The organism is Galbibacter sp. (genome assembly GCF_048266365.1).
Classification (GTDB): Bacteria; Bacteroidota; Bacteroidia; order Flavobacteriales; family Flavobacteriaceae; genus Galbibacter.
In genome coordinates this window covers 1-23,658 of record NZ_JBLWZP010000010.1, presented here as the reverse complement: position 1 = coordinate 23,658, position 23,658 = coordinate 1, and the positions used below count along the sequence as shown (strand labels likewise).

Sequence of the window (23,658 nt, the reverse complement as noted above, 5' to 3'; positions counted from 1 at the left end):
ATGAATTAACTTTAAACAATCAGTTTACTTTTTTAATAGAGGCAAAATATCTTTAATACCTCCTACACTATAATAGGAACCATTGACCTCATGCTTACTTACTTCTTCATGAACCCATGTCGTATGAAAGGGTATATGAATAGCCTGGGCGCCAATATTGATCAGCGGTAAGACATCAGATTTTAATGAGTTGCCTACCATTAAAAACTCATCCACCTTGATCTCAAGATGTTCGAGCAAATTTTTATAATTCTCTTCCTTTTTATCACTTAGCACTTCAATGTGGTGAAAGTACTTGGATAAACCAGATTTCTCCATTTTTCGCTCCTGATCCAACAAATCTCCTTTTGTCAAAAGGATCAAACGATAATCATCTACCAAATTACTCAAAACCAACTCCACATCATCCAACAACTCCACCGGTTTAACAAGCATCTCTTTACCAAGATTCAAGATCTTCGAAATGGTTGCATTAGAAATCTTACCATTTGACAAATCAATGGCACTTTCTATCATGGACAACACAAATCCTTTAACGCCATAGCCATAGAAATCCAAATTCCTGATCTCCATCATAAAAAGCTCCTGATCTATTTTATTCTCCGTCTCGTAGCCTGAAAGTAATTTTGCAAACTCGTGTTCGGTTTCCCTAAAATAGGTCTCATTCACCCAAAGGGTATCATCTGCGTCAAAACCGATAACTTTAATCTTCTCCTGCTTTATTTCCATACTTTTTTTGCACGTTCCAGATCCTCAGGGGTATCTATCTCTATTCCTTCACTGTCGGTCTCAACCATTTTAATTTTCTTTCCATACTCTAAATAGCGTATGGCCTCGATTTTCTCAGTAGCTTCCAACATGCGCATTGGAAGGCGATAAAAATCTACAATAGCATCTTTCCTAAATGCATACACGCCCTTGTGCTTATAATAAGACACAGCGGTTTGTTGATCTCTTTGATATGGAATAGGGGAACGTGAAAAATACATCGCAAAGTTGCGTTGGTCAGTAATTACCTTCACGGTATTTGGATTGTTTATTTCATCCCAGTCGTCAATCTTTGTCATTAGTGAAGCAAGATCAACTTCTTTAAGCGCATCATCCTTAAAAACTTGGATTACCTTTTCAAGACTCTCACGATCCGTAAAAGGTTCATCTCCCTGTACATTGACGACAATATCAACATCCATGTGCTCCACCGCCTCAGCGATACGATCACTCCCACAGTCATGCTCTTTAACACTACGTATAGCTTTTCCGCCGTTTTTAACAATCTCATCATAGATAATCTCACTGTCGGTAACTACAAAAACATCATCAAACAATCCAGTCCTCACAGCAGCCTTATAGGTACGGAGTATAACCGTTTCACCAGAGAGATCTTGCATCAATTTTCCCGGGAACCTAGATGCGGCATATCGAGCCGGTATCATTGAAATTATTTTCATAAAAAATGTACGCTTTTAGGAATAAACAAAAATACAGATAATATTGAGAATTTACTCAGTCTTACTCCTTAGTTTTCTATAAAACCAAAATAAGAAGCTTAAAATTATGATTACCAAAATTATAGCGACAATGGGCAGAAAAATGGAAGCCATTGACATCACCACAGCCCCACCGGTTTCTACAGTGGAAACCACAGGATTCCCTAGCCCTGCAGTACTGACCGAAGAAGTCAATCGTGTACCTGCACTTGCACTCTTTACTAGGGTAGCCGTTCCACCACCTGCAATAATGGCCAAGGCCCAAGTGATCATTGGAGAGAGATCTGCCATGGTAGAAACCATCACGGCAGTACCCGCAATTGCCGCCAGAGGTATTGCGATACTATCCAAAGCATTGTCGACAAACGGAATATAATAGGCAAATATTTCCAAAACCATGGCTACCCCTAAGGCAATTAAAGCCGGGAAGGTTCCTATCCAATCCCAGTTTTCACTAAGAGGGATAACATCCAAATAAGCCGCCAGGCTCATGGCAAACAAGGGTAAAAAAACCCTAAATCCTACGGAGGCAGCCAAGCCGACTCCCAGAAAAATACTTATAATGGCTTCTGATGTCATTTTTACTATTTGATACTAAATATATGTATTTCCTTAATTTCCGACAAAAAAATCATCTTTAAAGCCGATAAGATACAATTTTTCCTTAGCTCTAGTAACCGCTGTATACAACCACCGCAGATACTCCCTATCGACTCCGTTGGGAAGATAGGGCTGTTCCACAAATACCGTATTCCACTGCCCTCCCTGGCTTTTATGACAGGTTACAGCATAAGAAAACTTCACCTGCAGGGCATTAAAATATTTATTATTCTTTACGCTTAGAAATTTCTTGTATTTGGAAGTCTCTTCCTGGTAATCTAACAACACCTGCTGATAGAGCCTATTAGAGTCTTCGTATGGCAGTGAAGGATTGTTGATCTCCAGGGTGTCTAACATTAAAACGGTCTCAAATGGTTTCATTTTAGGATAATCGACCATCTGAACCTTAACCTCTGCGAATCTAAACCCATACAGCTCCTTAATTGCAAAAATCTCCAGCACCTCGATTATATCCCCATTGGCGATAAAACCAGCATCTGAAGAAGTTTCCAACCAGAAATAGTTGTTTTTAACGACCATCAAATAATCCCCGGCAGCCAATTCATTCTCCAAAAACAGTATTCGACCTCTGATTTGCTGATTGTATAAGTTTGCGCGTTTGTTAGAACGCACTATAATAGCGGTTTCTTCCTTTCCAACTTCTGAGTAGGCCTGATTGATCGCGTCTTGGATTTCATAACCATCTACAAGGCGCACAATATCCTGAAAATTGCGAACCTCAAAACGAAACTCATCAACGAATTCGGCCGCCAACTGTTCTCTTAGATTCGTTGCGTTAAACAAAATTCCGGAATCAAGCTGTTGTCGCACCACCTCATCGAGTTCCATGGTTTTCACCTCCTTATTATAATTCAATGAAAGCGTATTTTCATTAAGAGCAGGGCTCAGGGTTAAATTCACCGGAGGCAACTGAGCCGCATCTCCTATGAGTATGAGTTTACACTTATGACCAGAATAAACATACATCAAAAGATCATCTAGCAGTGAACCATTATCAAAAATTTTAGAATCCGTAGCAGTATCTGGAATCATCGAAGCCTCATCAACTATAAAAATGGTGTTCTTATGTTTATTGGGAGCCAGCACAAATTTTACTCCACCAGATTTATCCCGTTTGGGAAAATAGATATGACGGTGAATGGTATGTGCCCCTCGCCCCGAATAATTGCTAATAACCTTTGCTGCACGGCCTGTTGGAGCCAAAAGCACAGATTTTCGAGTCGTTTGCCACAAATGATTCACCAAGGTTCCTATGATGGTTGTTTTACCAGTACCAGCAAAACCTTTTAACATAAAAACCTCATTATTTTCTTTGGAAAAAATAAAATCCGCCAACTGCCCCAAGACAGCCTCCTGAGTCGTTGTTGGACGGTGTGGAAATTGTTCTAGTAATACTTTGAGAAATGTTCCTGGATTCATTTATATTCTTATTGATCTACAAAATTACTGATGTTTTTTTAGCTCTTGGCTTTGGTGAATAAAAAAAAATTGTAGATTTGCCTAAAACCTCTTTAATACAAATATCGAAAATGAAGACAGTAATTACAATTGCTCTTTGGCTTATAAGCATCTTTTTTGCCTATCAGATTTATAATTCAGTAATGGAGCCTATTAAGTTTGACAGAGTTAAAAAAGAAAGATATACTCAAGTAATTAATAAATTAAAGGATATCCGAGATGCCCAAGTTGCCTACAGAAGAGTAACTGGAAAATTCGCTAAAGATTTTCCAAGCTTGATTCGATTCATCGACACTGCACAATTTACTATTACGCAGCAAAGAGACTCCTCTTTCATGGAATACGACAAAGTATATCGTATCGACATGATGAGAGAGGTTAGAATTATTGACACCTTAGGATTCGTTTCTATTAAAGATTCTTTATTTGGAAATGATTCTTATAAAAATCTTGCAACTATACCATTTGGTCAAAACAACGAGAAATTCGAAATGGATGCCTCAACAATTGACGCTAGTGGATTTACAGCTCCTGTATTTGAAGTGAAAGCTGATAAATCTGTTATTTTATACGATCAACCAGCTGACCTTCTTGCAAATGAAAAGGCACAGATTTCAGTAGAAGAGGTAAACGGGCCTGAAATTATAGTAGGTAGTCTTTCTAAAGTAAGCACAAGTGCTAACTGGCCTCCTTATTATGACACAGAGAAAAAGTAATACTTTACATAACACTCATAAAGAACTGTCCATTCAACTTGGTTTGAGTGGACTTTCTTTTTGTATTCTAGATCGTTCTACCAAAGAAATCCAATCACTGGACAATATTGAATTGGTGGACACAACCATACCCGAAGACCTTATCCGCCATTTGGACAATTGGTTTGACAAAGATGACAACCAGGACACCACTTTCGATAAGGTTGTTGCAATTCATGAAAATGAGTTGTCAGCAGTAGTTCCAAAACCACTATTCAATGAAAGCAATCTTTCGGACTACTTAAAATACAATGTCAAAATACTCGAGAACGATTTCTTGAGTTTTGATGCACTCCCCCAACATGAGATCTATAATGTTTACGTCCCATTTACCAATGTCAACAACTATCTCTTTGATAAATTTGGGGATTTCGAATACAAACATGCCTCCAGCATTTTGATAGAAACCCTGGTTAACCAAGCCAAAAAAGGAGATAAGCCTACATTGTATGCCTATATCAGTAAAACACATTTTGAGATCGTAGTAACGCGTCAAAAGCAGCTTCAGTTCTACAATACTTTTAACTACCAACAAAAGGAAGATTTCATATATTATCTTTTGTTCACCATTGAGCAATTGAATTTAAACCCTGAAACAGTTCCCGTGTACCTATTAGGGCAAATTGACCAAGAAAGCGACCTTTACAAGATCGCCTATCAATACATACAAAACGTACACATCGGTAATGACCTGCCCGCCATCAAAAACTTTGAAAAACATCTCAACACCGAGGACCGTTTAAAATCCATGATTATACTAAATAGCTTTTAATGCGCATTATCTCTGGAAAATACAAAGGAAAACGACTTATTGCACCCGCAAAACTACCAGTACGTCCAACTACTGATTTTGCCAAGGAAGCTTTGTTTAATATCCTGAACAATAATTTCTATTTTGATCAATTACAGATCATGGATCTCTTTGCAGGAACTGGCAACATCAGTTTTGAATTTGCCAGTAGAGGTGTACAGCACGTCACAGCTGTGGATGCAAATTACGGATGCGTCAAATACATCACCAAAATCAAAGAGGAGTTATCTTTCCCAATTACCCCGGTTAAAAGTGATGCTTTTACCTATTTAGAAAAGACTCTTATAAAGGCAGATATCATTTTTGCAGACCCCCCATATGATTTTACAAAAGAAGCCTTTGCGAAAATTCCGAAAATCGTCAAAGAAAGAGATTTGCTATTGGAAGATGGCAACTTAATTATCGAGCATTCAAAACACACCGAGCTCAGTGATCTTGACGGTTTTGTTGAGAAACGAAGATACGGTGGAAGCATATTCAGTTTCTTTGAATTTTAAAAATAAGCAGGCCATAAGCCGGATTCTGTTCCCCTAAGGGCCCTTATCATTTATCTCGATCTTGTATTGCTACAAGACTCTAGCCGCCTACCCTCTAATATCGGGCGCGTAACCCTCAAACATTAGTTTACATGACGTTGCACCGCATAGAGTTTACCTGGTTTCACTACAGCATTACCTGTACTTGCTTTCTGTTGCACTTGTCCTAACCTTTCGGCCGACGGCTGTTAGCCGCTATGCTACGCTATGGTGTCCGGACTTTCCTCCATATAAATATGGCGATAAGGTGACCTGCTGCGCAAAAGTAGTGTTTTAACTCCTTTTGTTGATAACAAAATGTAAAATATGAGACAAAAGAAAGGTTTAAACAAGCAATTTCTTTACATTTGTCTCAATGGAACACTTCGTAGTATCTGCTAGAAAATACAGACCGAAAACCTTCAAAGATGTCGTAGGTCAACAGGCCATCACAAACACTTTACTAAATGCCATTGAAAACAATCACTTGGCACAAGCATTGCTGTTTTGTGGACCCCGTGGTGTGGGTAAGACAACTTGTGCACGTATACTAGCAAAAAAGATCAATGAGAAAAGCGCACAAAGTGAAGATGAAGATTTTGCATTTAACATCTTTGAACTTGATGCCGCTTCAAACAACTCAGTAGATGACATTAGAAATCTAATTGATCAGGTACGCATACCTCCACAAATAGGAAGTTATAAAGTGTACATCATTGATGAGGTGCACATGCTATCTTCAGCGGCCTTTAATGCATTTTTAAAAACCTTAGAAGAGCCCCCAAAACACGCCATTTTCATACTGGCTACCACCGAAAAGCACAAAATAATTCCTACCATTCTCTCCCGCTGTCAGATTTTTGACTTCAAGAGAATAACGGTAACCGATGCCAAGGAATACCTAAAATATATTGCAGAACAACAAGGCATAGAGGCGGAAGATGATGCACTGCACATCATTGCTCAAAAGGCCGATGGAGCCATGCGAGACGCCCTATCCATCTTTGATCGTGTTGTGAGTTTTTCCGGAAAACACCTTACCAGGCAAGCCGTTACTGAAAACCTTAACGTCTTAGATTACCAAACTTATTTCGAGGCTACTGATTTTATTTTAGACGGTAACATACCAGATCTACTGATCTCCTTCAACCATATCCTATCCCTAGGATTTGATGGTCAGCATTTCATCAACGGATTAGCCTCACACTTCCGAGATCTATTGGTGTGCCAGAATGAGGTAACCATTAAATTACTTGAAGTCGGTGAGCAGGCTAAACAAAAATACTTAGTGCAAAGCAAAAAAGCCTCCAGAGCATTTTTAATTGAAGGTATAGACAAGACCAACACCTGTGATATTCAATATCGCGGTAGTAAAAACCAGCGCCTATTGGTCGAACTTTGCTTGATGCAATTAGCCTCCATCAATTACGATGGAGAAAAAAAAAAGCTAAACAATTTATAAAACCGGCGCGTTCCGCTGGATCTACAATTGTTAGCAGACAGCAAAGTGCTCCTGTCAAGACGGCGGAAAAGCCTGTTGAAGCCGCCCAAGCCAAAGAACAAAGTACAGCTCAGGCAGTACCTAGTACTAAGCCAGCTGCGAAACCAAAGATAAACCCTGCAGCTGTGAATAGTGTTTCTGCCTTATCCCTATCCGGGATACGTAAGAAAAGAGAACTAGAACAAGCCAAAAAACAACAGCAGCATACAGATCCAGATCAACTTCCTAGTGAATCCTTTACTGAGGATGAACTTAAGAAGCACTGGTTGGACTATGTAGCAGTGATCGACAAAGAAGGACGTAAGATTCTCGGTTCGGCATTAGGATCGGCTGAGCCCTATAAAAAAGAGGACCACGTCATTGAGATAGAACTCTCCAATGACACCCTTAAAAAGGAAGTGGAAAGCGATCAGTATCCTCTGATGGAGTATCTCAAAAAGGCCCTAAATAATTATCAATTGGAACTTCATATTAAGGTCAACGAAGCCATTTCTAAAAAATACCATTTCACGGCCCAAGAAAAATATACCAAGCTTCAGGAACTCAATCCGCTAATAGACCAGCTTCGAAAAGAATTCGATTTGGACCTTTAATTTTCAGGATCCTTAGCGAAGCCCTATATTTGTTTAAAATCATTGCTTATGTTGGGTTTAAAACTTCCTACTGATCCTCGTTGGGTAAATATTGTCGAAAAGAATCTCGAAGAGATTTTAACGGATCACGCATTTTGCGAACAAAAGGCTGCAAGTACAGCCATTTCATTCATTGTTCAATTTCCGGAACACACCGAACTAGTTCAAGAAATGACGGCACTAGTCAAAGAAGAAATCAGTCACTTCAAAATGGTTCATGATAAAATCGTTGCCAGAGGATGGGTTCTTGGTCGTGATCGCAAAGATGAATACGTCAACAAACTGATGACCTTCTTCCCCAAAGGCGGTAGCAGAACAGAGTTTTTAGTCAACCGACTGCTTTATGCTGCGCTTATTGAAGCGAGAAGCTGTGAACGTTTCCGTCTGCTTTCTCAAGAATTAAAAGAAGCTGAGCTCAGAGAGTTTTATAGAAACTTGATGGTTAGCGAAGCGAATCACTACACCATGTTCTTAGGATTTGCACGCAAATATCAGGATGTTGATATCGTGAATAAAAAATGGCAAGACCTTCTGGAATTTGAAGGACAAATCATGAAGGATCTCGGAAAACAAGAAACCATTCACGGTTAAAAACATAGTTTTTTTTTAATGCTCCAGATGGCTGAGGGTTTTATTCTTTTGCTGATAGTAAAGCAATTTGATGATACCATCGGACAATCCTATTTTTGGAACATGTAACTTTTTAGCACCACTCCATTTGAAGGCGTTCAAGTAAATCTGAGCCGCTGGAATGATAACGTCTGCCCTATCCGGATTTAAGCCCAGTTCTGAAATGCGTTGATCGTAAGTGAGCTCCTGTAGAAATTGGTACTGTGAATTCAGATACACATAAGACAACGGCTCTCCAGGCTTACTTGCTGACATCTTGAAAAGTTTATTGATGTTTCCCCCAGAACCGATGATATCAATTTTCTTATACTTCTTAGAGGCCTTGGTGATCCACTTTTGAATCTCCGACCAGGTTTGTTTACCAGTCATTTCATTGAGCAGACGTACAGTCCCCACCTTAAAAGATTTAGACTCTACGATTTTACCGTGATCAAATATGGTAAACTCCGTGCTTCCACCACCCACATCCACATAGAGATATGTTTTTTCTCTATCTATCAGACTATAGAGGTCTGTGGATGCTATAATGGCAGCTTCTTTTTTACCATCGATGATTTCAACATCGATACCAGCTTTTTGTTTGATAATAGAAACAAGTTCATTGCCATTGTTTGCCTCACGCATTGCAGAAGTCGCACAGGCCATATACTGTTCAACACCGTGAACACGCATCAATAGTTTGAAAGACTTCATGGTATCTATGATTCTACTCGCGTTTAGGTTTGAGATTTCCCCGACTGTAAATGAATCCTCACCCAATCGTACCGGAACGCGCACCAAGGAACTTTTCTTGAACTGTGTAGGAATATCAGGATACTCGATCACATTATTAATCAGTAATCTTACCGCGTTAGAACCAATATCGATGGCGGCGAACTTTCGTATTTTCAACATCAACTCCTTATTTTATAGTCAAGGTCTTATCATAGACCTCTTTCTTCTTTACATAATAATCGTAGGTTGCAAATTGCGATCGGACCTTTTCTTCATTTGATTCCCTATAAGCGTTATCCTGTTTATCACTAAAAACTCTAGCTTTCACATTATCCTTCCAGCAAATATCGAAAGTATCCATAAGTTCTTTCTTGATATCGGCATCGTAGATCGGACAACCCACCTCCACTCTAAAATCTAAGTTCCTTGTCATCCAATCTGCAGAAGAGATATACATCTTTGGATCACCACCGTTAGCAAAGATGAACAGCCTTGGGTGCTCCAAAAAGCGATCCACAATACTGATGGCTTCAATGTTCTCACTCATCCCTTCTACCCCGGGAATCAAACAACAGATCCCTCTGATAATTAATTGGACTTCCACACCATTCCTACTCGCCTCATACAGCTTATCTACCATATCGTAGCTCGTAAAACTATTCATCTTAATTTTGATGTATGCAGGTTTACCGGCCTTGACATTTGCAATCTCCTGATCTATTAACTTGATGAAGGCTCTTCTGGTATAATGGGGAGACACTATCAGGTGTTTGTATTTTTTGATTTTATAATTGGTCTCAAAAAAGTCAAATACTTTGTTGAGTTCTTTTAGGATTGCTTGGTCCGCAGTAAACAGCGTATAGTCCGTATAAATTTTAGCGGTAGACTCATTAAAGTTTCCAGTACTAATAAAACCATAACGACTGAGTTTACCCACTTCGTCAATACGCTCGATCACACAAATTTTACTGTGAACCTTTAGACCTTGAACACCAAAAATCATCTTCACCCCTTCGGACTGAAGCTGTTCCGCATAATCAATATTCGCCTGCTCGTCAAAACGGGCCTGTAATTCAATTTGTACGGTAACATCCTTACCATTTTTAGCTGCGTTGGCCAAAGCACTTGCTACTTGAGAGTTTTCAGCCAGACGATACACGGTAATTTTAATACTCTTTACCTGAGGATCAATAGCGGCTTCTCTTAAAAAACGCACCACATTTGAAAAGGTATGGTAAGGCGCATACTGCAAATAATCTTTTTTTGAAATTGCTTTTAGCAAACTCCCTTGATGACTCAACCCATGAACCGGCAATGGTGGAAACTTGGCATACATCAAGTCATTTCTTCCCAGACTAGGGAAACTCATATAATCCCTACGGTTGTGGTAACGACCTCCAGGAATAACACTATCGGTGTCATCAACACGCATTTTTTCTTTTAAAAACTTTAATGTATCAGGTTCGATCTCCTTGTCGTACACAAAGCGAACCGGTTCACTAATTTTTCTATTCTTAACACTGGTAGAGATTTTTTCTATAAAACTCATACTCAAATCACTGTCGATATCCAACTCAGCATCTCTGGTGATTTTAATCATATGAGCCGACAAGGACTCATATTCGAATATGTTGAATATACTGTCCATACAGTAGCGAATCAAATCATCCAATATGATCACATATTGCCGATCACCTTGATTTGGCATAACCACGAAACGATCAATAGTCTTAGGAATCTCCACAAGCGCATAACGCACCACCCTTGGTGAATCCTTAGACACCTTACCTTTATGCTTCATAATCAATTTCACCGCAAGATAACCTGCACTGTCCTTAAGGTTTGGAATCTCATCCAGGTCGTTAAGCAGAATTGTCACCAGTGAAGGGCTTACCTTTTCGTAAAAGTAACTTTTGATAAACTCACTTTGATGATCAGTAACTTCATCTTCATTGATGATAAAAATATTTTGATTTTCGAGCTCCTTTTCAATGTCGCTCAAAATTTTTAAACTCTCAGTTTGTTGGTTAATCACGATCTGAGTGATTTCTTCCATGAGGTCTTTAGCCTTTGCTCCTCCCAATACACTTTTCCCGGTCTTACCTGATAAGGCAATTCTTTTTACTGTAGCGTACCTCACTTTAAAGAATTCATCAAGATTGTTAGAGAATATACCTAGGAACCGGAGTCGTTCAATGAGTGGAACCGAAGAGTCTGCGGCCTCTTGCAAGACTCTCGCATTAAAATGCAACCAACTTATTTCTCTATTTATGTACTTATTATTCTCTTGACTCATTTAATATAATAGCTTTGGAAATGCGACGATTTCTGTTTGACCTTGATCTATTTGTTTCCAACTGGACACATCGAATATAATTTGAACTACTCCGGAGGTAGGAACACCACCGATGTTCCGATCCCCAAAGGTATTAGAAATTGTTGTAAAACCGCTGTTATGACCAAAAATCATAACACGATCATAATCTTCATCTAAGTTTCTGATAAATTCTATAATCGGTTCAGCAGGGAAGCAGTAAAGCTCCTCAGACACCCTAACAACCTTAGGATCAACATTTAAACCTCGCATGAAAATCATAGCAGTTTCTAATGCACGATTGGCTGAACTGCTGTAGATCAATTCCGGCACCTTTATTTTTTGACTTAAATACTTGGACATCTTCTCTGCCTCTTTAATCCCTTTTTGGGTCAAAGGCCGTTCTTTCTCCGTTGGACATATAACATCCCATGATGATTTTGCATGTCTCACTAAAATAATTTCCTTCATTATACTGCATACAATTTGTAATTAATACCTAAGGGAACAACGACCTAAATCATAGACCTGTACCATTTTGAATATAACGTTAAGCTACTCTAACAGCTTCCTATTACAGCCTCATAATTCAAAATTTAGTCAAAAAAGTTAAAGGGAGTAATGCCCGAAACGATCAATAAATATCGTTAAATTTAAGTATTTAGCCTACTGTTTAATTGATATTTTTCAAGTACACTAGCTTTTTTAAATGCGTTATAGTAGCAGCTACTTCTATTGAATTAAACACCAAAACATCCAACCACAGGCTAAAATTCCAGTATTATGGAGGTTTTAACTACCTTGGTTAAACGCTATAGAAGCCTATATGAAGTCATTAAAGTAGTTTTTATAGTCCTTGTGGAGGCCGGGTACTATTTTATCTCGTAATGGCATTTTGAACCGACAATTATCATAATTTAAAATGTTTTATGAAACAGCTATCAATATTCTGTAGACATAAAGTTATATTTGTTACAAGAGTAATATACTAGAGCTCAAAAAATGAATATGTCTTTGAAGGACTATATCAAAAAAAGAAACGGTGTATCTATTGGAAGTCCCAATTCGTTAAGAAACAACCTATACCGTTCATTGGGTGCTAAAAACTTTTCCACATTTTGGAAGTATTGGAATCCAATTTTCGGATATTACCTAGGAAAGTATATCTTCAAACCTCTAAAGAAAATTTTCTCTAACACCATTGCGCTGTTGTTTACTTTTATTTTCTGTGGCCTGGTTCACGATTTGGTTACAACAATCTTTCGTGGAAAAGTATCAATCTTCTTTTCGATTTGGTTTTTGTTTATGGGACTGGCTGTATTGATAACCAAATTCATTAAACATAATTTCACTGAACAAGTTTGGGTTATTCGGGCTTTTATCAACTTGAGTATCATTAGCATTTGTTTGATACTAACAATCTACATCACTAGTTTTTTGCTCGCAGGGGTTTAAAAACGGTGTTTTTTTGATGGTTTCTAAAAGGCATCCTATCCACTGATAGGGATTCATATCACATCTAATTTGGCAAAAGGATGAGTACACAATAGCTTCTTTTAAAGGAGAATCATCGGACCCGGCGATTAAATATTTTTATCGCTATACGACAATCTGTTATCACTCTTTCTTTCCTGTTTTATCCCAATAAACCCAAGAATTTCCGGTAAAACTACAACCACAACAGGGTAAATGACCGAATAGACAATGCTGTTCATCGTAGAAATCATTCCGTATGTCCTGTTAAATCCAAGAGTTTTACAAGTCAACGAAAATAAGAAACCATTCATCATTAATTTGCATTTCAAGCTTGCACTCCTACTTAATTTTGGTATCGATTAACCAACCCTACATCACCGATAATCTGTAAAGCACTCAGGTGCTTTGCAGATTATTTTTACTACCTCTTATGCTAAATTCAAGATAAATGCCCTAAATATTTATCGTGATTAACTACTTACAGAAAAAACTGTCAGTAGCATGAAACTAATTAATTTATACCTGTTTTTTAGCGTTTTCATGGGATTTTCAAGCCCCCTGGAAGATAGCATTACAATTTCAAATCCAGCGCCTGAATGTACGGTAACAGTAGGTGTTACTCCAATAAGCTGTACCACAGAAGGCATTTCGTCAAATGACGGAAGCATCTCAGTTGTAGCCTCAGCAACATCAGGCACTACCGCAATTCAGTGGAGTAGCTCCACCTCAAGTATTCTTGTCCCCGGAGCATGGGAACAAAACTCCCTAATGCCTGGAGCGTACACCGTTGAGGTATTTCATGACGGCGTTTCGGTCTATAAGAAAACGCATCTTGTAGAGGCTCCTGACAATTTTGAAATTAGTGTAGAAAAAACCAACAACAGCTGTTATGGAGCAAGTGAAGGAAGCATTTCAATAACCGCAACTGGCGGGACTCCTCCATATCTCTACTCTATAGACAATGGAGCAAACTACAGTGGGACGCCAACATTTAATGGACTTCCAAAAGCTACTTATTCTATACGTGTAAAGGATAGCAATGATTGTATAGTTTCTCAGACAATATTAATTAGCCAAAGTCCTTATTTTTCCGTTTACCACCCCGATGCCTTAGAGGTAGACACCTGTTTAACTCAAGAAGATATCGATGCAGCCTTTACAACATGGTTGACCGGATTCAACTATAGCGGTGGAACTGCTCCCATAACAGAAAGTATTACACATGATCTCATACCTAGCCCATGTGGCGGCAGTATTACGGTGACCTATACTGCAGTAGACCAATGTGGTGTAGAGAAATCATGTGAGTCTACCTTTACGGTACCACAAAAAAACAATCTTGAAATTGCCACCCAAGCACAACCCATGCTTGTCTCATGTGAGGCTAATCCAGAAACTGCTTTTCAACAGTGGTTAACCAGCCATGGTAATGCTAGTGCAACGAGTACTTGTGATGTTCAATGGACCAATAACTATTCCGAAGACCTTTGGGATAACAGTTGTGAAAATTCCAGGAATATCACCGTAACCTTCACCGTATCTAATGGATGTGAAAGTGTAGAAACTACAGCTACATTTTCAATAGAAGATACTACTGCTCCTGTTCTTAGTAGTGCTCCTGAGAACATTACTGTCAGCTGTAACAACATCCCCGAGGCAGCCGTGATTACTGCTCTGGATAATTGTGACGACACAGTGGATGTTCGCTTTGAAGAAACATCAACAACCGATGGATGTTCCTCCACCATAGAACGCATATGGACCGCTACAGACTGCGCAGGAAATAGCACAACTCACTCGCAAACTATTACCCTAGAAGATAAACAGGCTCCTAGTTTTGTAGAAACACTTCCAACAGACCTCACCGCTGCTTGTGGACAAATCCCTGAAGCAGCAGTTCTCACGGCACTGGATAACTGCGATGAAACTGTCAATGTAGTCTTTGAAGAAACATCAACAACCGATGGATGTTCCTCCACCATAGAACGCATATGGACAGCAACAGATTGCGCAGGAAATAGCACGACTCATTCGCAAACTATCACCCTAGAAGATAAACAGGCTCCTAGTTTTGTAGAAACACTTCCAACAGACCTCACCGTTGCTTGTGGACAAGAAGCACCACAAGCTGTTGTACTCACTGCAGTAGATAACTGCGATGATGATGCTCATGTTACATTCGAAGAAAAAACAACTACCGATGGATGTTCTTCTACCCTAGAGCGCACCTGGACCGCTACAGACTGTGCCGGTAACCTCACAACTCATACCCAGTACATCAAGCAAATCCAAGATCAGCAACCACCATCACTCATAGCTTCCAGTGAAGGATACCAGCAAAACATTAATGTAAGCTGTGGTGAGATTCCAGCTGCTCCTGCTTTAGAATTTGAAGATGACTGTAGTGACGACATCCATATTGTTTACAGCGAAAATAGTAGTGCGATAAGCCAAAATGGAAGCTTTCAAATTACACGCCTATGGAAGGTCTCAGATCCATGTAATAACACTGCTGAATTTACACAAGTAGTCAACATTACACCAAACAATGAATTAAAATTCAATGAACTGCCAATAGATCTTGTTGTGGAGTGTGGAGATAGTATTCCTGATCCAGCTATTTTAACTGCATCAAATGGATGTGAAACCGATATCCCGGTCACCTTTACTGAAACGCAATCAGATACGGAATGTACTCTAACTATCACCAGACATTGGACAGCTATGGATGGTAATGCAAATAATATTCTTCACGAGCAAATCATCATCGTTAAGGATACTCAAGCACCATCGTTTGTTGAAGTACTGCCGGAGGATCAAACCCTAAATTGTACCTCGATTCCAAAAGCGACTGTACTAACTGCTGTAGATGAATGTGATGAGAATGCGGTTGTAGCGTTTGAAGAATCTATAGCTACTGAAGGCTGTACACAAGTTATTACACGTCTTTGGACTGCTTCAGATTGCGCCGGAAACTTCGTTATACACACTCAGACGATCAAACTTGTCCATGACAATGAAGCTCCAACACTTGCTGCGGCCTCACTTGAGACCTTCCAGGAAGAGATAACAATTACCTGCGCCAACATCCCTGATGCTCCAGAATTAGAATTCGAAGATCAGTGCAGCACAGAATTAAAGATAAATTTTGAAGAAACTTCAACCTATGTCAATAACCAAACCGACTACGAGATCCAGCGCATTTGGCAGGTTACTGACCCTTGTAAAAACCAAGCGACCTTTAGGCAAATTGTCAAGGTCAGTCAACACAATATAGAACAAGACCTTGTTCAAATTATGCTATGTCAAAGAGACGCCGTTTATGATTTAAGTACTTTGTTACCTACTTCAAGTAATTCTGGCGGACAGTGGACACTATCCACAGAGGACAACTATCTAAACGGCTCTTTCTTTGACCCTACTACGGCAGATTTAGGCGTCTATACGGCCCATTACACCCTGGATGATGCCTGTATTCCGCAAACCATTGTAACTATTACTGTGCACGATGACTGTGTGGTGCTTCCTTGTGATTCCTCTCAAAGTATATCAATTTCAAAAGCAATCACACCAAATGGAGATCCCTACAATGAGTACTTCATCGTAAGCGGACTCGCAGATTGTGGTTTTAAGCTGGAGCTTCAGGTATTCAATCGCTGGGGTGCTAAGATTTACGAATCCATGGATTATCAAAACAATTGGAATGCCTTCAGCAACCGTGGCAACAGTCAATATATGCCTGCTGGAACCTATTACTATATACTCACTGTGGTGGATAGCGGATATGATCCTATAAAGGGATACGTCTATGTAGGAACCACCTCCAAATAATTAAGCATGAGAACAATAAACAAAGTATCACTACTAATTTTAGTATTGTGGACCTTGGGCTCAAACGCCCAACAACTCCCACAATTCACCCAATACATGTACAATACGATTTCCATTAATCCTGCCTATGCAGGAAGTCGAGATGCATTGAGTCTAGTTGCCCTTCACCGAAGTCAGTGGAACGGCTTTGATGGAGGTCCAAAAACATTGACCCTCTCGATGAATACCCCACTTAGAAACGATAAAATTGGATTGGGCTTTTCCTTTATTCGGGATCAACTAGGCTATGAACGTTTCAACTATTTATACGGAGATTTTTCATATACAGTTCATACAGGAATCAATACACAACTTGCTTTTGGATTAAAGGCAGGCTTTACGCAATACGCATTAGATGAAGTTCTACTGAACGACCCGGATGTTATTAACGACCCCTATTTTAATGATTTTTCTAATCATTGGACTCCAAATTTAGGGGCGGGAATTTATTGGCATTCTGATAGGTGGTATGTAGGGGCATCCATACCCAGACTTTTCACCAATGACCTCAACAGAGAAAAAGACTATAAAGCCGCCGAACGCGTGAGTTATTATTTTACTGGAGGTTATGTATTCACCCTAAGTTCAAGTATAAAATTCAAACCTGCATTTTTGATCAAGACTACCAAAGGTAGTCCGATCTCCTATGATGTCACCGGAAACTTCCTGTTCTATGAACGCATGTGGTTGGGTGCAGCATATCGCTTTGACGATTCCTATGCATTTTTGATAGATTTCCAGATCAGTCCACAACTTAAGATTGGATACACCTACGAACAACCCAATTCAGACATTCGTCCATATAACTCCGGTACCCATGAAGTACTGCTAATGTTTGAGTTGCGCTTTAAAAATTCCAAATACAAATCCCCTCGTTATTTCTAATACCTGTCCAGATGAAAGTTAATAGATTATTCCTTGTCATACTCGTATATATAAGCGCCTTAAGCGGTCTACACGCCCAACATGGCAAACAAGAAAGGGCTGACATCTTATTTACAAAGTTCGCCTTTGTAAAGGCAGCCGATATTTATAAGGACCTCATAGCGGCCCAATACAATCCACAGTATGCCCATCGTAGACTCGCAGATTGCTACCTCATGCTTCGCGATCCGGAGAAGGCCGTAGAGCACTACAAAATCATTATCGAAAAGGATGATGTTCCCATTGAAGTCTACTACAACTATGCCGTAGCACTGCGTTATTTAGGCGATTATGAAGGCTCAGAAAAATGGGCCAAACACTATAAAAAACAAGGTGGTGATGCCAAATTGGTTCGCGCCTTAAAAAAGGACCAATCCACCTACCTACCCAACCAACCAATTTTTCGTTTAAAGGAGAGCCCCTTTAATACGCCTTACAGTGATTTTGGTGCTATAAGGCATGGGGATTTGGTATATTTTGTTTCCTCGAAAGTACAAGAAGGTGTTTCTCAAAAAATGTATTCCTGGAATGAACAACCCTTTTTAGACATGTTTACCATCAACCTATCTACCGGTGATAGCATACCCACTCCAGTTGCGGGTGAGATCAACTCAAGATATCACGAAGGTCCTATGACTATAAGTCGTGATGGTAAGACCATGTACTTCTCTCGTAACAACTATTACCAAAAGACCAAAACCAAAGACAAAGAAGGAGTCAACCACCTTCAGATTTACAGAGTAGAATATGTGGATGGACAATGGATCAACATCAAAGACCTTCCTTTTAACAACGACAACTATTCTGTGTCACATCCAGCCCTAAGTCCTGATGGTAAGACCTTGTATTTTGCAAGTGATATGCCTGGAGGCTATGGCAAAAGTGATCTGTACAAAGTAAGTGTACATCAAGATGGCAGCTATGGAGAAGTCTTAAACCTGGGCCCAATAATCAATACCGAAGGAGAGGAACTCTTTCCTTTTGTCAACGCAGAGGGTAATCTATTCTTTTCCTCTGATGGTCACCCCGGACAAGGGTTATTGGATATCTTCGGAACCTTAAAAAACAACGAAGGCACTATAGTTGAAGTAGCTAATTTAAAAAGTCCGATCAACAGTAGTAGAGATGATTTCTCATTTTTTATGGCTGAAGATGGCTTAAGTGGCTATATCGCTTCCAATCGAAAAGACAATATTGGTAATGATGATATCTATGAGTTTGAAACCATCCTGCCACTACTGCTCAAAGGCGTAGTCACCGACGCTATCAATGGTAATCCAATAGCAGATGTGAAGTTGATTTTAAACGAGCAAGACGGAACGCCCATCGCGACGCTTACCACGGATCAAAACGGCTATTACCAACACAGTATCGAAAGGGGGCAGCATTATAGTATAGCAGCCACACATCCTAAGTATCAGGAAAAAGTCACCCTGTTCAACTCTTTGAATGTTCCGAGTCATCAAACCGAACTCATTGTCGATATTGAACTCGAACCAATAATGGACTTAAAAGTATTGGCTGACCTGAATACCATATACTTCGATTTTGACAAATACAACATCCGACCAGACGCGGCCAAGGAGCTAGATAAAATAATTGATCTCCTAACCAACCAATACCCTAATATGACAATTAAGGTAGCCTCACATACAGATTCAAGGGGCAGCAAGAGTTACAACGATCGTTTATCTATAGATCGCGCAAATTCCACCTATGAATATCTAATAAACAATGGTTTGAACAAAGAAAGAGTTCTTGCTCATGATGGTTATGGAGAACATCGACTCACAAACGGTTGCTCCGATGGTGTCCAATGTGAAGAGCCAGAACATCAAATGAATAGAAGAACTGATTTTACGGTAATAAAAATAGAGTAATGGAGTTGACCCGACAAAGGTATCACACAAGGCTATGGTATTAAAATAACATTCTGTATTGGTCCAGAACTGGTCTTGGCAAACGCATTAAAAAACGATGCTCTTTGTTGGCATAATGTTCCGTTAAATGGCTGACTTTTGAACGCACGCATAGACAGCTTAACAATTTAAATTCCATCTTCTTTATCAGTATCCTACGGTCGGTCACTTGAGGGACGGAATCTTGGAATAAAATTGAAGATGATGCTAATGGGAAAATTGATTTCTGGAATACTTATTTTGGATTTGTCTCATGGCTATTACCGCTTAAGGAGCCGATTATACTTTAGCAGTAAAAGAAATTCTAGAACAACTATATCAAGACATTGATGAAGAATTCAGGTTTGGTAGAACATCTAACAAAGGAGGTAGCTCACGGCCGCATAGAAATCAGGAGATGTAAGACAATTACTCATCTTCAGTATATTACATCTGAAACCTGTACCAATTGGTCAGGTATAAAACATTATTTAAAATTGAAAGCATCAAAGGATTTAAAAACTCGGACAAGCCTATTGAAAAAGCCGCTCACTACTACATTTCTTTATTACTAGGTGAATTAAGGTTGTTGCCATTCTATTAATGCCGGTGAGAAGCAGATGGAATATAGAAAATTCCCCGCCTGATCCATCCCTAGGTTAACTGTTATTAAAATTTTAGTAAAAAGAGAGGATGGCTAAATAAACTTAAATTATGACAAAAACGGCAAAACCCAATATTAAATCAGATCTCCATTTTCTCTTAGCAATAATTTTGATTTCTTGCTCAGATTAGCTTGACTAGTAATTTCAAATATTTGGAGGTACTATTTTTATTCTAAAGAATCTAGTACGCGACAAAATTTAAAAACTACTCAGTAATTCCTTTAAAAAAAATGCCAGTCTAATCGACAAAAATACGGAAATATTGATCGTTTTTAAAACCCATTTCGACGGTTTTATAAACTTAGCGAGAATCCGACTCATTTGCCACATTATCACGGCGCTATGCAAAGTTCGCTCGGTAAACTTTTCCAAGCTTTCCTTTGGATTTGATACTGATGCCACTGGAGATAGTAATTACAAGCGCATTCAACGCTTTATGGCCAGTCCTAAAATGCCAATGGAAACCCATTCCATTGGCATTTTCACCTTAATACCTTTTAAAGGACCATATTAGATTGGATATTCTAGTGATGGATAGAACGAATTGGAAGCTTGGAGAAAGTAACATCAATATACTGATGCTAGGCATCGCCTATAAGAACGTTGCCTTCCCATTACTATTCCGTATATGTTAGATAAACGGGGAAACTCTAACACAGCTGAGCGCATTGCGCTCATGGATAACTTTATAGCCTGGTTTGGCCTCGAACATATTGATAGTCTTCTAGCTGATATAAGAGTTTGTGGGTGCGCAGTGGATGGATTTCTTGAATCGCAAAGGAATCCGATATCATATCAGGATACAGAACAATTTTAAAGTGTATTTACCCAGAAGGCAAAAACAGGTACCAGCATGGCACTTGTTTAACAACCTAAAGGTTGGGCAAATGAGAAATTATGAGCATATCGTGAAAGTAAATGGACGGTTATACTATCTCTCTGGAACCAAAAGTGTTAGCGAAGGGAAGCTGGAATACCTAATTCTAATCTCCTATAACAAACCAGATGAAGCTCTGGCATATTATAGGATACGTTGGCAGGTGGAGTGTTTGTTTCAGGGGATAAAATCTAGTGGATTCAATATAGAAGACACCCATGTGGTCGCACTGGATCGCCTAGAGAAGCTGGTACTCCTAGTGATGATTGCCTTCGTGTGGTGTTATCTTATTGGAGATTATATCGACAGACAAATAAGGCCAATCCAAATTAAGAGACATGGACGCAGAGCCGTGAGTGTAAGTAAATATGGACTGGATTATTTATCTAGAGTACTATTACCAGAATATAATAGATTCAATATCATCTCTTTACATCTTTTGTTATATACTAAGTCTAAAGGGTTAAATTAATTTTAAAAAATGAATACTAATCTCATCATCATTCCCGATTATCATGATTAAAGTTTTTATTTATGAATATTTATATTACATTTAATACGATAAATCTTCGGATTTTGGAAGTGCATTATCCCTAACCAAATCTAATACTAATGAAAATAACCACTGCTAGATAAAGAAATTTCTTTACTATTAACCCCTTTATAATAATATCGCTTTTTGCGTTGATTAGCTGTGAAGTAGATCCGATCGTCCCTGAAATAAGTCAACCTCATAAGGATAAAACAAATAATGCTTTTGTTTTCAATCAGATTTCATTTTCGGATCTAAGTAGTGATCAGAATTTTAAGAATGCTTTCGGTAAAGTCTCCTCTGCTAGAAATAAACAAACGACTGCTTTGAAGCATTCAAATTTCACAATTGATACAACTTCGATTAAAAAAATAAATTATGGTAAGAATATTACCTATACCATGTTTATAAAAAGAAGTGAGTTCAATGAAAACTACTTCGAAAATCTTATTTTAAAGATTGACAGCGTTAAAAACGTAGAAGCTTATATCGTGAAATATACACTTAATTCGCCTCTGGAGTTTTATTCAGAACATGAAAGTTTTAGTATTGATGCAGAACCAGAAATTACGAGAATCACGCTGGAAAACACTGACGACTCAATAATGGCTCGAAGTACTTGTATCTCACTATACAGTACTAGGTGTAATGGAACACTTAATAGTGGATGTGGAGGAGCGTGGCATACTCCTGGTCCAAATTGTCAATGTGTGGTTATTTATGAGTCAGGTCTTGATTGTTCGACTCAAGGAGATGATCCCAATACAGGAGGTGGTGGCGATAGCAGTGGCGGTGGTGGTGGTGGTTACAATGATGGGGTCGTTACTGCACCAAATGTGGATGCTTACCTTTGGGATTTAAAAAATTTTACTAGTGGAGAATTGAGTAGTGACCAAAGGAGTTACTACAATTCCAACGCGAATATTAAAAACAATATAAACACGTATTTAATTTCAAAAAATTTCTCAGTATTTTCTGTTTTAGACTCCAAATTGGCAATAAACGTCGGAATGGCTTTATCACTTGATTACAAAGTATTCAATTGGGCATTTAAAAATAGTAATAATATTCTAGAGAGGGCATCTTCCTATTTGACAAAAAACGGAAATAGTCCTCAATCTATAGCTTTTGCTTTAGAGGGGCTATTAGTTACTAAAGATGGAGGTGATGTGGATTTTGAGGATCAAATTATTAACAATTTAAAAGGTAAGGCAAATTGTGCATATCAAAAACTTAAAAAACAAAATGGAGATTTATTTAAAACAACAATTGGCAAGTTTATTGATGACCCTAAATATAATTTGATTATTACTACTGTTGGGGCTTGTGGAGGTGAAGATACAGCTTGTACAAATGGAAGGGAAGTTGATAAAGATGGAACTATTAAAATTATTTTCAAAAACGCGTATGAACCCACGTTAGAGTTAGCAGCATCTATATTACATGAAGGAATACATGCGGAATTATTTAGATATGTTAGCCGTAGAAAAAGTGGAGTAGATCCCAATGATAGACCTAGATTATTACAATTATATCAATATTACAAAGGGATTGTTGATAATCCAAATTATAATGGAGATCCTGTAACTGATGCACAACATACTTATATGGCAGAAAATTATGTAAAACCCATAGCTGAAGCGATTCGGTCTTTAGATGGAAATAAATACCTTTTAGAATATTACATGTGGTATGGATGGGAAGGATTAGAAAAATATGATTTTGAGAACAGATTAGCAAATGGCTTGGATACAAAATACAATAATTATCAAGAAATCGTAAATAACAATACAAGTGTCAAATGTGATTAAAACTTGTTGTTGAACATATTTGTTAAATCAAAAGTTATATTTTATGAAATACCCATGATTTAGCGCACGCAAACACCCATGAGTTTTTTGCTTAACTTTAGTATAAAAAACAGATGTATCATGGGAGCAATTGATTTCGAGCAGGTTATCACCGTTGGATGCGGTAT

The 23,658-nt window shown here is 38.7% G+C and carries 19 protein-coding genes, 1 other RNA gene and 1 pseudogene; 13 read left to right on the top strand and 8 right to left on the bottom strand.

Features of this window, described 5'->3' with window-relative positions:
- Positions 1-24: 24 nt before the first annotated feature.
- Genes ACN0TV_RS13485 through ACN0TV_RS13470 form a run of 4 tightly spaced genes read right to left on the bottom strand, consistent with a single transcriptional unit; the run spans position 25 to position 3,527 of the window.
- A complete protein-coding gene (locus ACN0TV_RS13485) occupies positions 25-729 on the bottom strand; it encodes an HAD family hydrolase (RefSeq protein ID WP_417363448.1) in 705 nt (234 codons plus the stop codon).
- On the bottom strand, positions 720-1,448 hold the full coding sequence (gene kdsB / locus ACN0TV_RS13480; RefSeq protein WP_417363447.1) for a 3-deoxy-manno-octulosonate cytidylyltransferase: 729 nt from the start codon (positions 1,446-1,448) through the stop codon (positions 720-722). Before kdsB ends, ACN0TV_RS13485 begins: the two co-directional genes overlap by 10 nt.
- Positions 1,449-1,499: 51 nt before the next feature.
- Entirely contained in the window at positions 1,500-2,066 is a 567-nt protein-coding gene (locus ACN0TV_RS13475) for a DUF4126 domain-containing protein (protein ID WP_417363446.1), read from the bottom strand.
- Between the two features lie 33 nt (positions 2,067-2,099).
- A complete protein-coding gene (locus tag ACN0TV_RS13470; RefSeq protein ID WP_417363445.1) occupies positions 2,100-3,527 on the bottom strand; it encodes an ATP-dependent DNA helicase in 1,428 nt (475 codons plus the stop codon).
- Positions 3,528-3,637: 110 nt separating this feature from the next.
- Here ACN0TV_RS13470 and ACN0TV_RS13465 point away from each other — a divergent pair, with 110 nt between their 5' ends.
- Genes ACN0TV_RS13465 through ACN0TV_RS13455 form a run of 3 tightly spaced genes read left to right on the top strand, consistent with a single transcriptional unit; the run spans position 3,638 to position 5,629 of the window.
- Positions 3,638-4,282 carry a hypothetical protein gene (locus tag ACN0TV_RS13465; RefSeq protein WP_417363444.1) on the top strand — a complete coding sequence of 215 codons (645 nt, stop codon included), beginning with the start codon at positions 3,638-3,640 and terminating at the stop codon, positions 4,280-4,282.
- Entirely contained in the window at positions 4,263-5,093 is an 831-nt protein-coding gene (locus tag ACN0TV_RS13460; protein ID WP_417363443.1) for a DUF3822 family protein, read from the top strand. The genes ACN0TV_RS13465 and ACN0TV_RS13460 overlap by 20 nt, the downstream gene beginning before the upstream one ends.
- Positions 5,093-5,629, top strand: coding sequence for an RsmD family RNA methyltransferase (locus tag ACN0TV_RS13455; RefSeq protein ID WP_417363442.1), 537 nt, complete (start codon positions 5,093-5,095; stop codon positions 5,627-5,629). Before ACN0TV_RS13460 ends, ACN0TV_RS13455 begins: the two co-directional genes overlap by 1 nt.
- Here ACN0TV_RS13455 and rnpB read toward each other — a convergent pair.
- Positions 5,629-5,927: RNase P RNA component class A (gene rnpB / locus ACN0TV_RS13450), an RNA gene on the bottom strand. The genes ACN0TV_RS13455 and rnpB overlap by 1 nt on opposite strands.
- A 96-nt stretch (positions 5,928-6,023) precedes the next feature.
- On the opposite strand from rnpB, the pseudogene dnaX reads away from it, so the two are divergent.
- A pseudogene (gene dnaX / locus ACN0TV_RS13445) lies at positions 6,024-7,741 on the top strand (DNA polymerase III subunit gamma/tau).
- A gap of 48 nt (positions 7,742-7,789) precedes the next feature.
- Positions 7,790-8,371 carry a tRNA-(ms[2]io[6]A)-hydroxylase gene (locus ACN0TV_RS13440; RefSeq protein WP_417363441.1) on the top strand — a complete coding sequence of 194 codons (582 nt, stop codon included), beginning with the start codon at positions 7,790-7,792 and terminating at the stop codon, positions 8,369-8,371.
- A 15-nt stretch (positions 8,372-8,386) separates the two neighbouring features.
- Here the strand turns inward: ACN0TV_RS13440 and ACN0TV_RS13435 are convergent, their stop codons facing one another.
- The 3 genes from ACN0TV_RS13435 to ACN0TV_RS13425 are packed head-to-tail and all read right to left on the bottom strand — an operon-like array spanning position 8,387 to position 11,909.
- A complete protein-coding gene (locus ACN0TV_RS13435) occupies positions 8,387-9,304 on the bottom strand; it encodes a Ppx/GppA phosphatase family protein (RefSeq protein ID WP_417363440.1) in 918 nt (305 codons plus the stop codon).
- A 7-nt stretch (positions 9,305-9,311) separates the two neighbouring features.
- Positions 9,312-11,420 (bottom strand): polyphosphate kinase 1, encoded by a 2,109-nt coding sequence (gene ppk1 / locus ACN0TV_RS13430; RefSeq protein ID WP_417363439.1) that lies wholly within the window; start codon positions 11,418-11,420, stop codon positions 9,312-9,314.
- A complete protein-coding gene (locus ACN0TV_RS13425; protein WP_417363438.1) occupies positions 11,421-11,909 on the bottom strand; it encodes a SixA phosphatase family protein in 489 nt (162 codons plus the stop codon).
- A gap of 531 nt (positions 11,910-12,440) precedes the next feature.
- On the opposite strand from ACN0TV_RS13425, the gene ACN0TV_RS13420 reads away from it, so the two are divergent.
- The 8 genes from ACN0TV_RS13420 (at position 12,441) to ACN0TV_RS13385 (ending at position 23,491) form a co-directional block, all read left to right on the top strand.
- Positions 12,441-12,893 (top strand): MBOAT family O-acyltransferase, encoded by a 453-nt coding sequence (locus ACN0TV_RS13420; RefSeq protein ID WP_417363437.1) that lies wholly within the window; start codon positions 12,441-12,443, stop codon positions 12,891-12,893.
- A gap of 522 nt (positions 12,894-13,415) precedes the next feature.
- Positions 13,416-16,745 carry a gliding motility-associated C-terminal domain-containing protein gene (locus ACN0TV_RS13415; RefSeq protein ID WP_417363436.1) on the top strand — a complete coding sequence of 1,110 codons (3,330 nt, stop codon included), beginning with the start codon at positions 13,416-13,418 and terminating at the stop codon, positions 16,743-16,745.
- 6 nt (positions 16,746-16,751) lie between these two features.
- Complete coding sequence (locus tag ACN0TV_RS13410) at positions 16,752-17,669, top strand: type IX secretion system membrane protein PorP/SprF (RefSeq protein WP_417363435.1); 918 nt, start codon at positions 16,752-16,754, stop codon at positions 17,667-17,669.
- Between the two features lie 11 nt (positions 17,670-17,680).
- Positions 17,681-19,588: an OmpA family protein gene (locus ACN0TV_RS13405; RefSeq protein WP_417363434.1), complete on the top strand. Its 1,908-nt coding sequence runs from the start codon at positions 17,681-17,683 to the stop codon at positions 19,586-19,588.
- Positions 19,589-20,533: 945 nt separating this feature from the next.
- Complete coding sequence (locus tag ACN0TV_RS13400; protein ID WP_417363433.1) at positions 20,534-20,785, top strand: hypothetical protein; 252 nt, start codon at positions 20,534-20,536, stop codon at positions 20,783-20,785.
- Between the two features lie 114 nt (positions 20,786-20,899).
- The gene (locus ACN0TV_RS13395) at positions 20,900-21,088 is read left to right on the top strand and encodes a hypothetical protein (protein ID WP_417363538.1); all 189 of its coding nucleotides are present in this window, start codon (positions 20,900-20,902) and stop codon (positions 21,086-21,088) included.
- Positions 21,030-21,620 (top strand): transposase, encoded by a 591-nt coding sequence (locus tag ACN0TV_RS13390; protein WP_417363536.1) that lies wholly within the window; start codon positions 21,030-21,032, stop codon positions 21,618-21,620. Before ACN0TV_RS13395 ends, ACN0TV_RS13390 begins: the two co-directional genes overlap by 59 nt.
- 386 nt (positions 21,621-22,006) lie before the next feature.
- Entirely contained in the window at positions 22,007-23,491 is a 1,485-nt protein-coding gene (locus ACN0TV_RS13385; RefSeq protein WP_417363432.1) for a hypothetical protein, read from the top strand.
- The last annotated feature ends 167 nt before the right edge of the window (positions 23,492-23,658 follow it).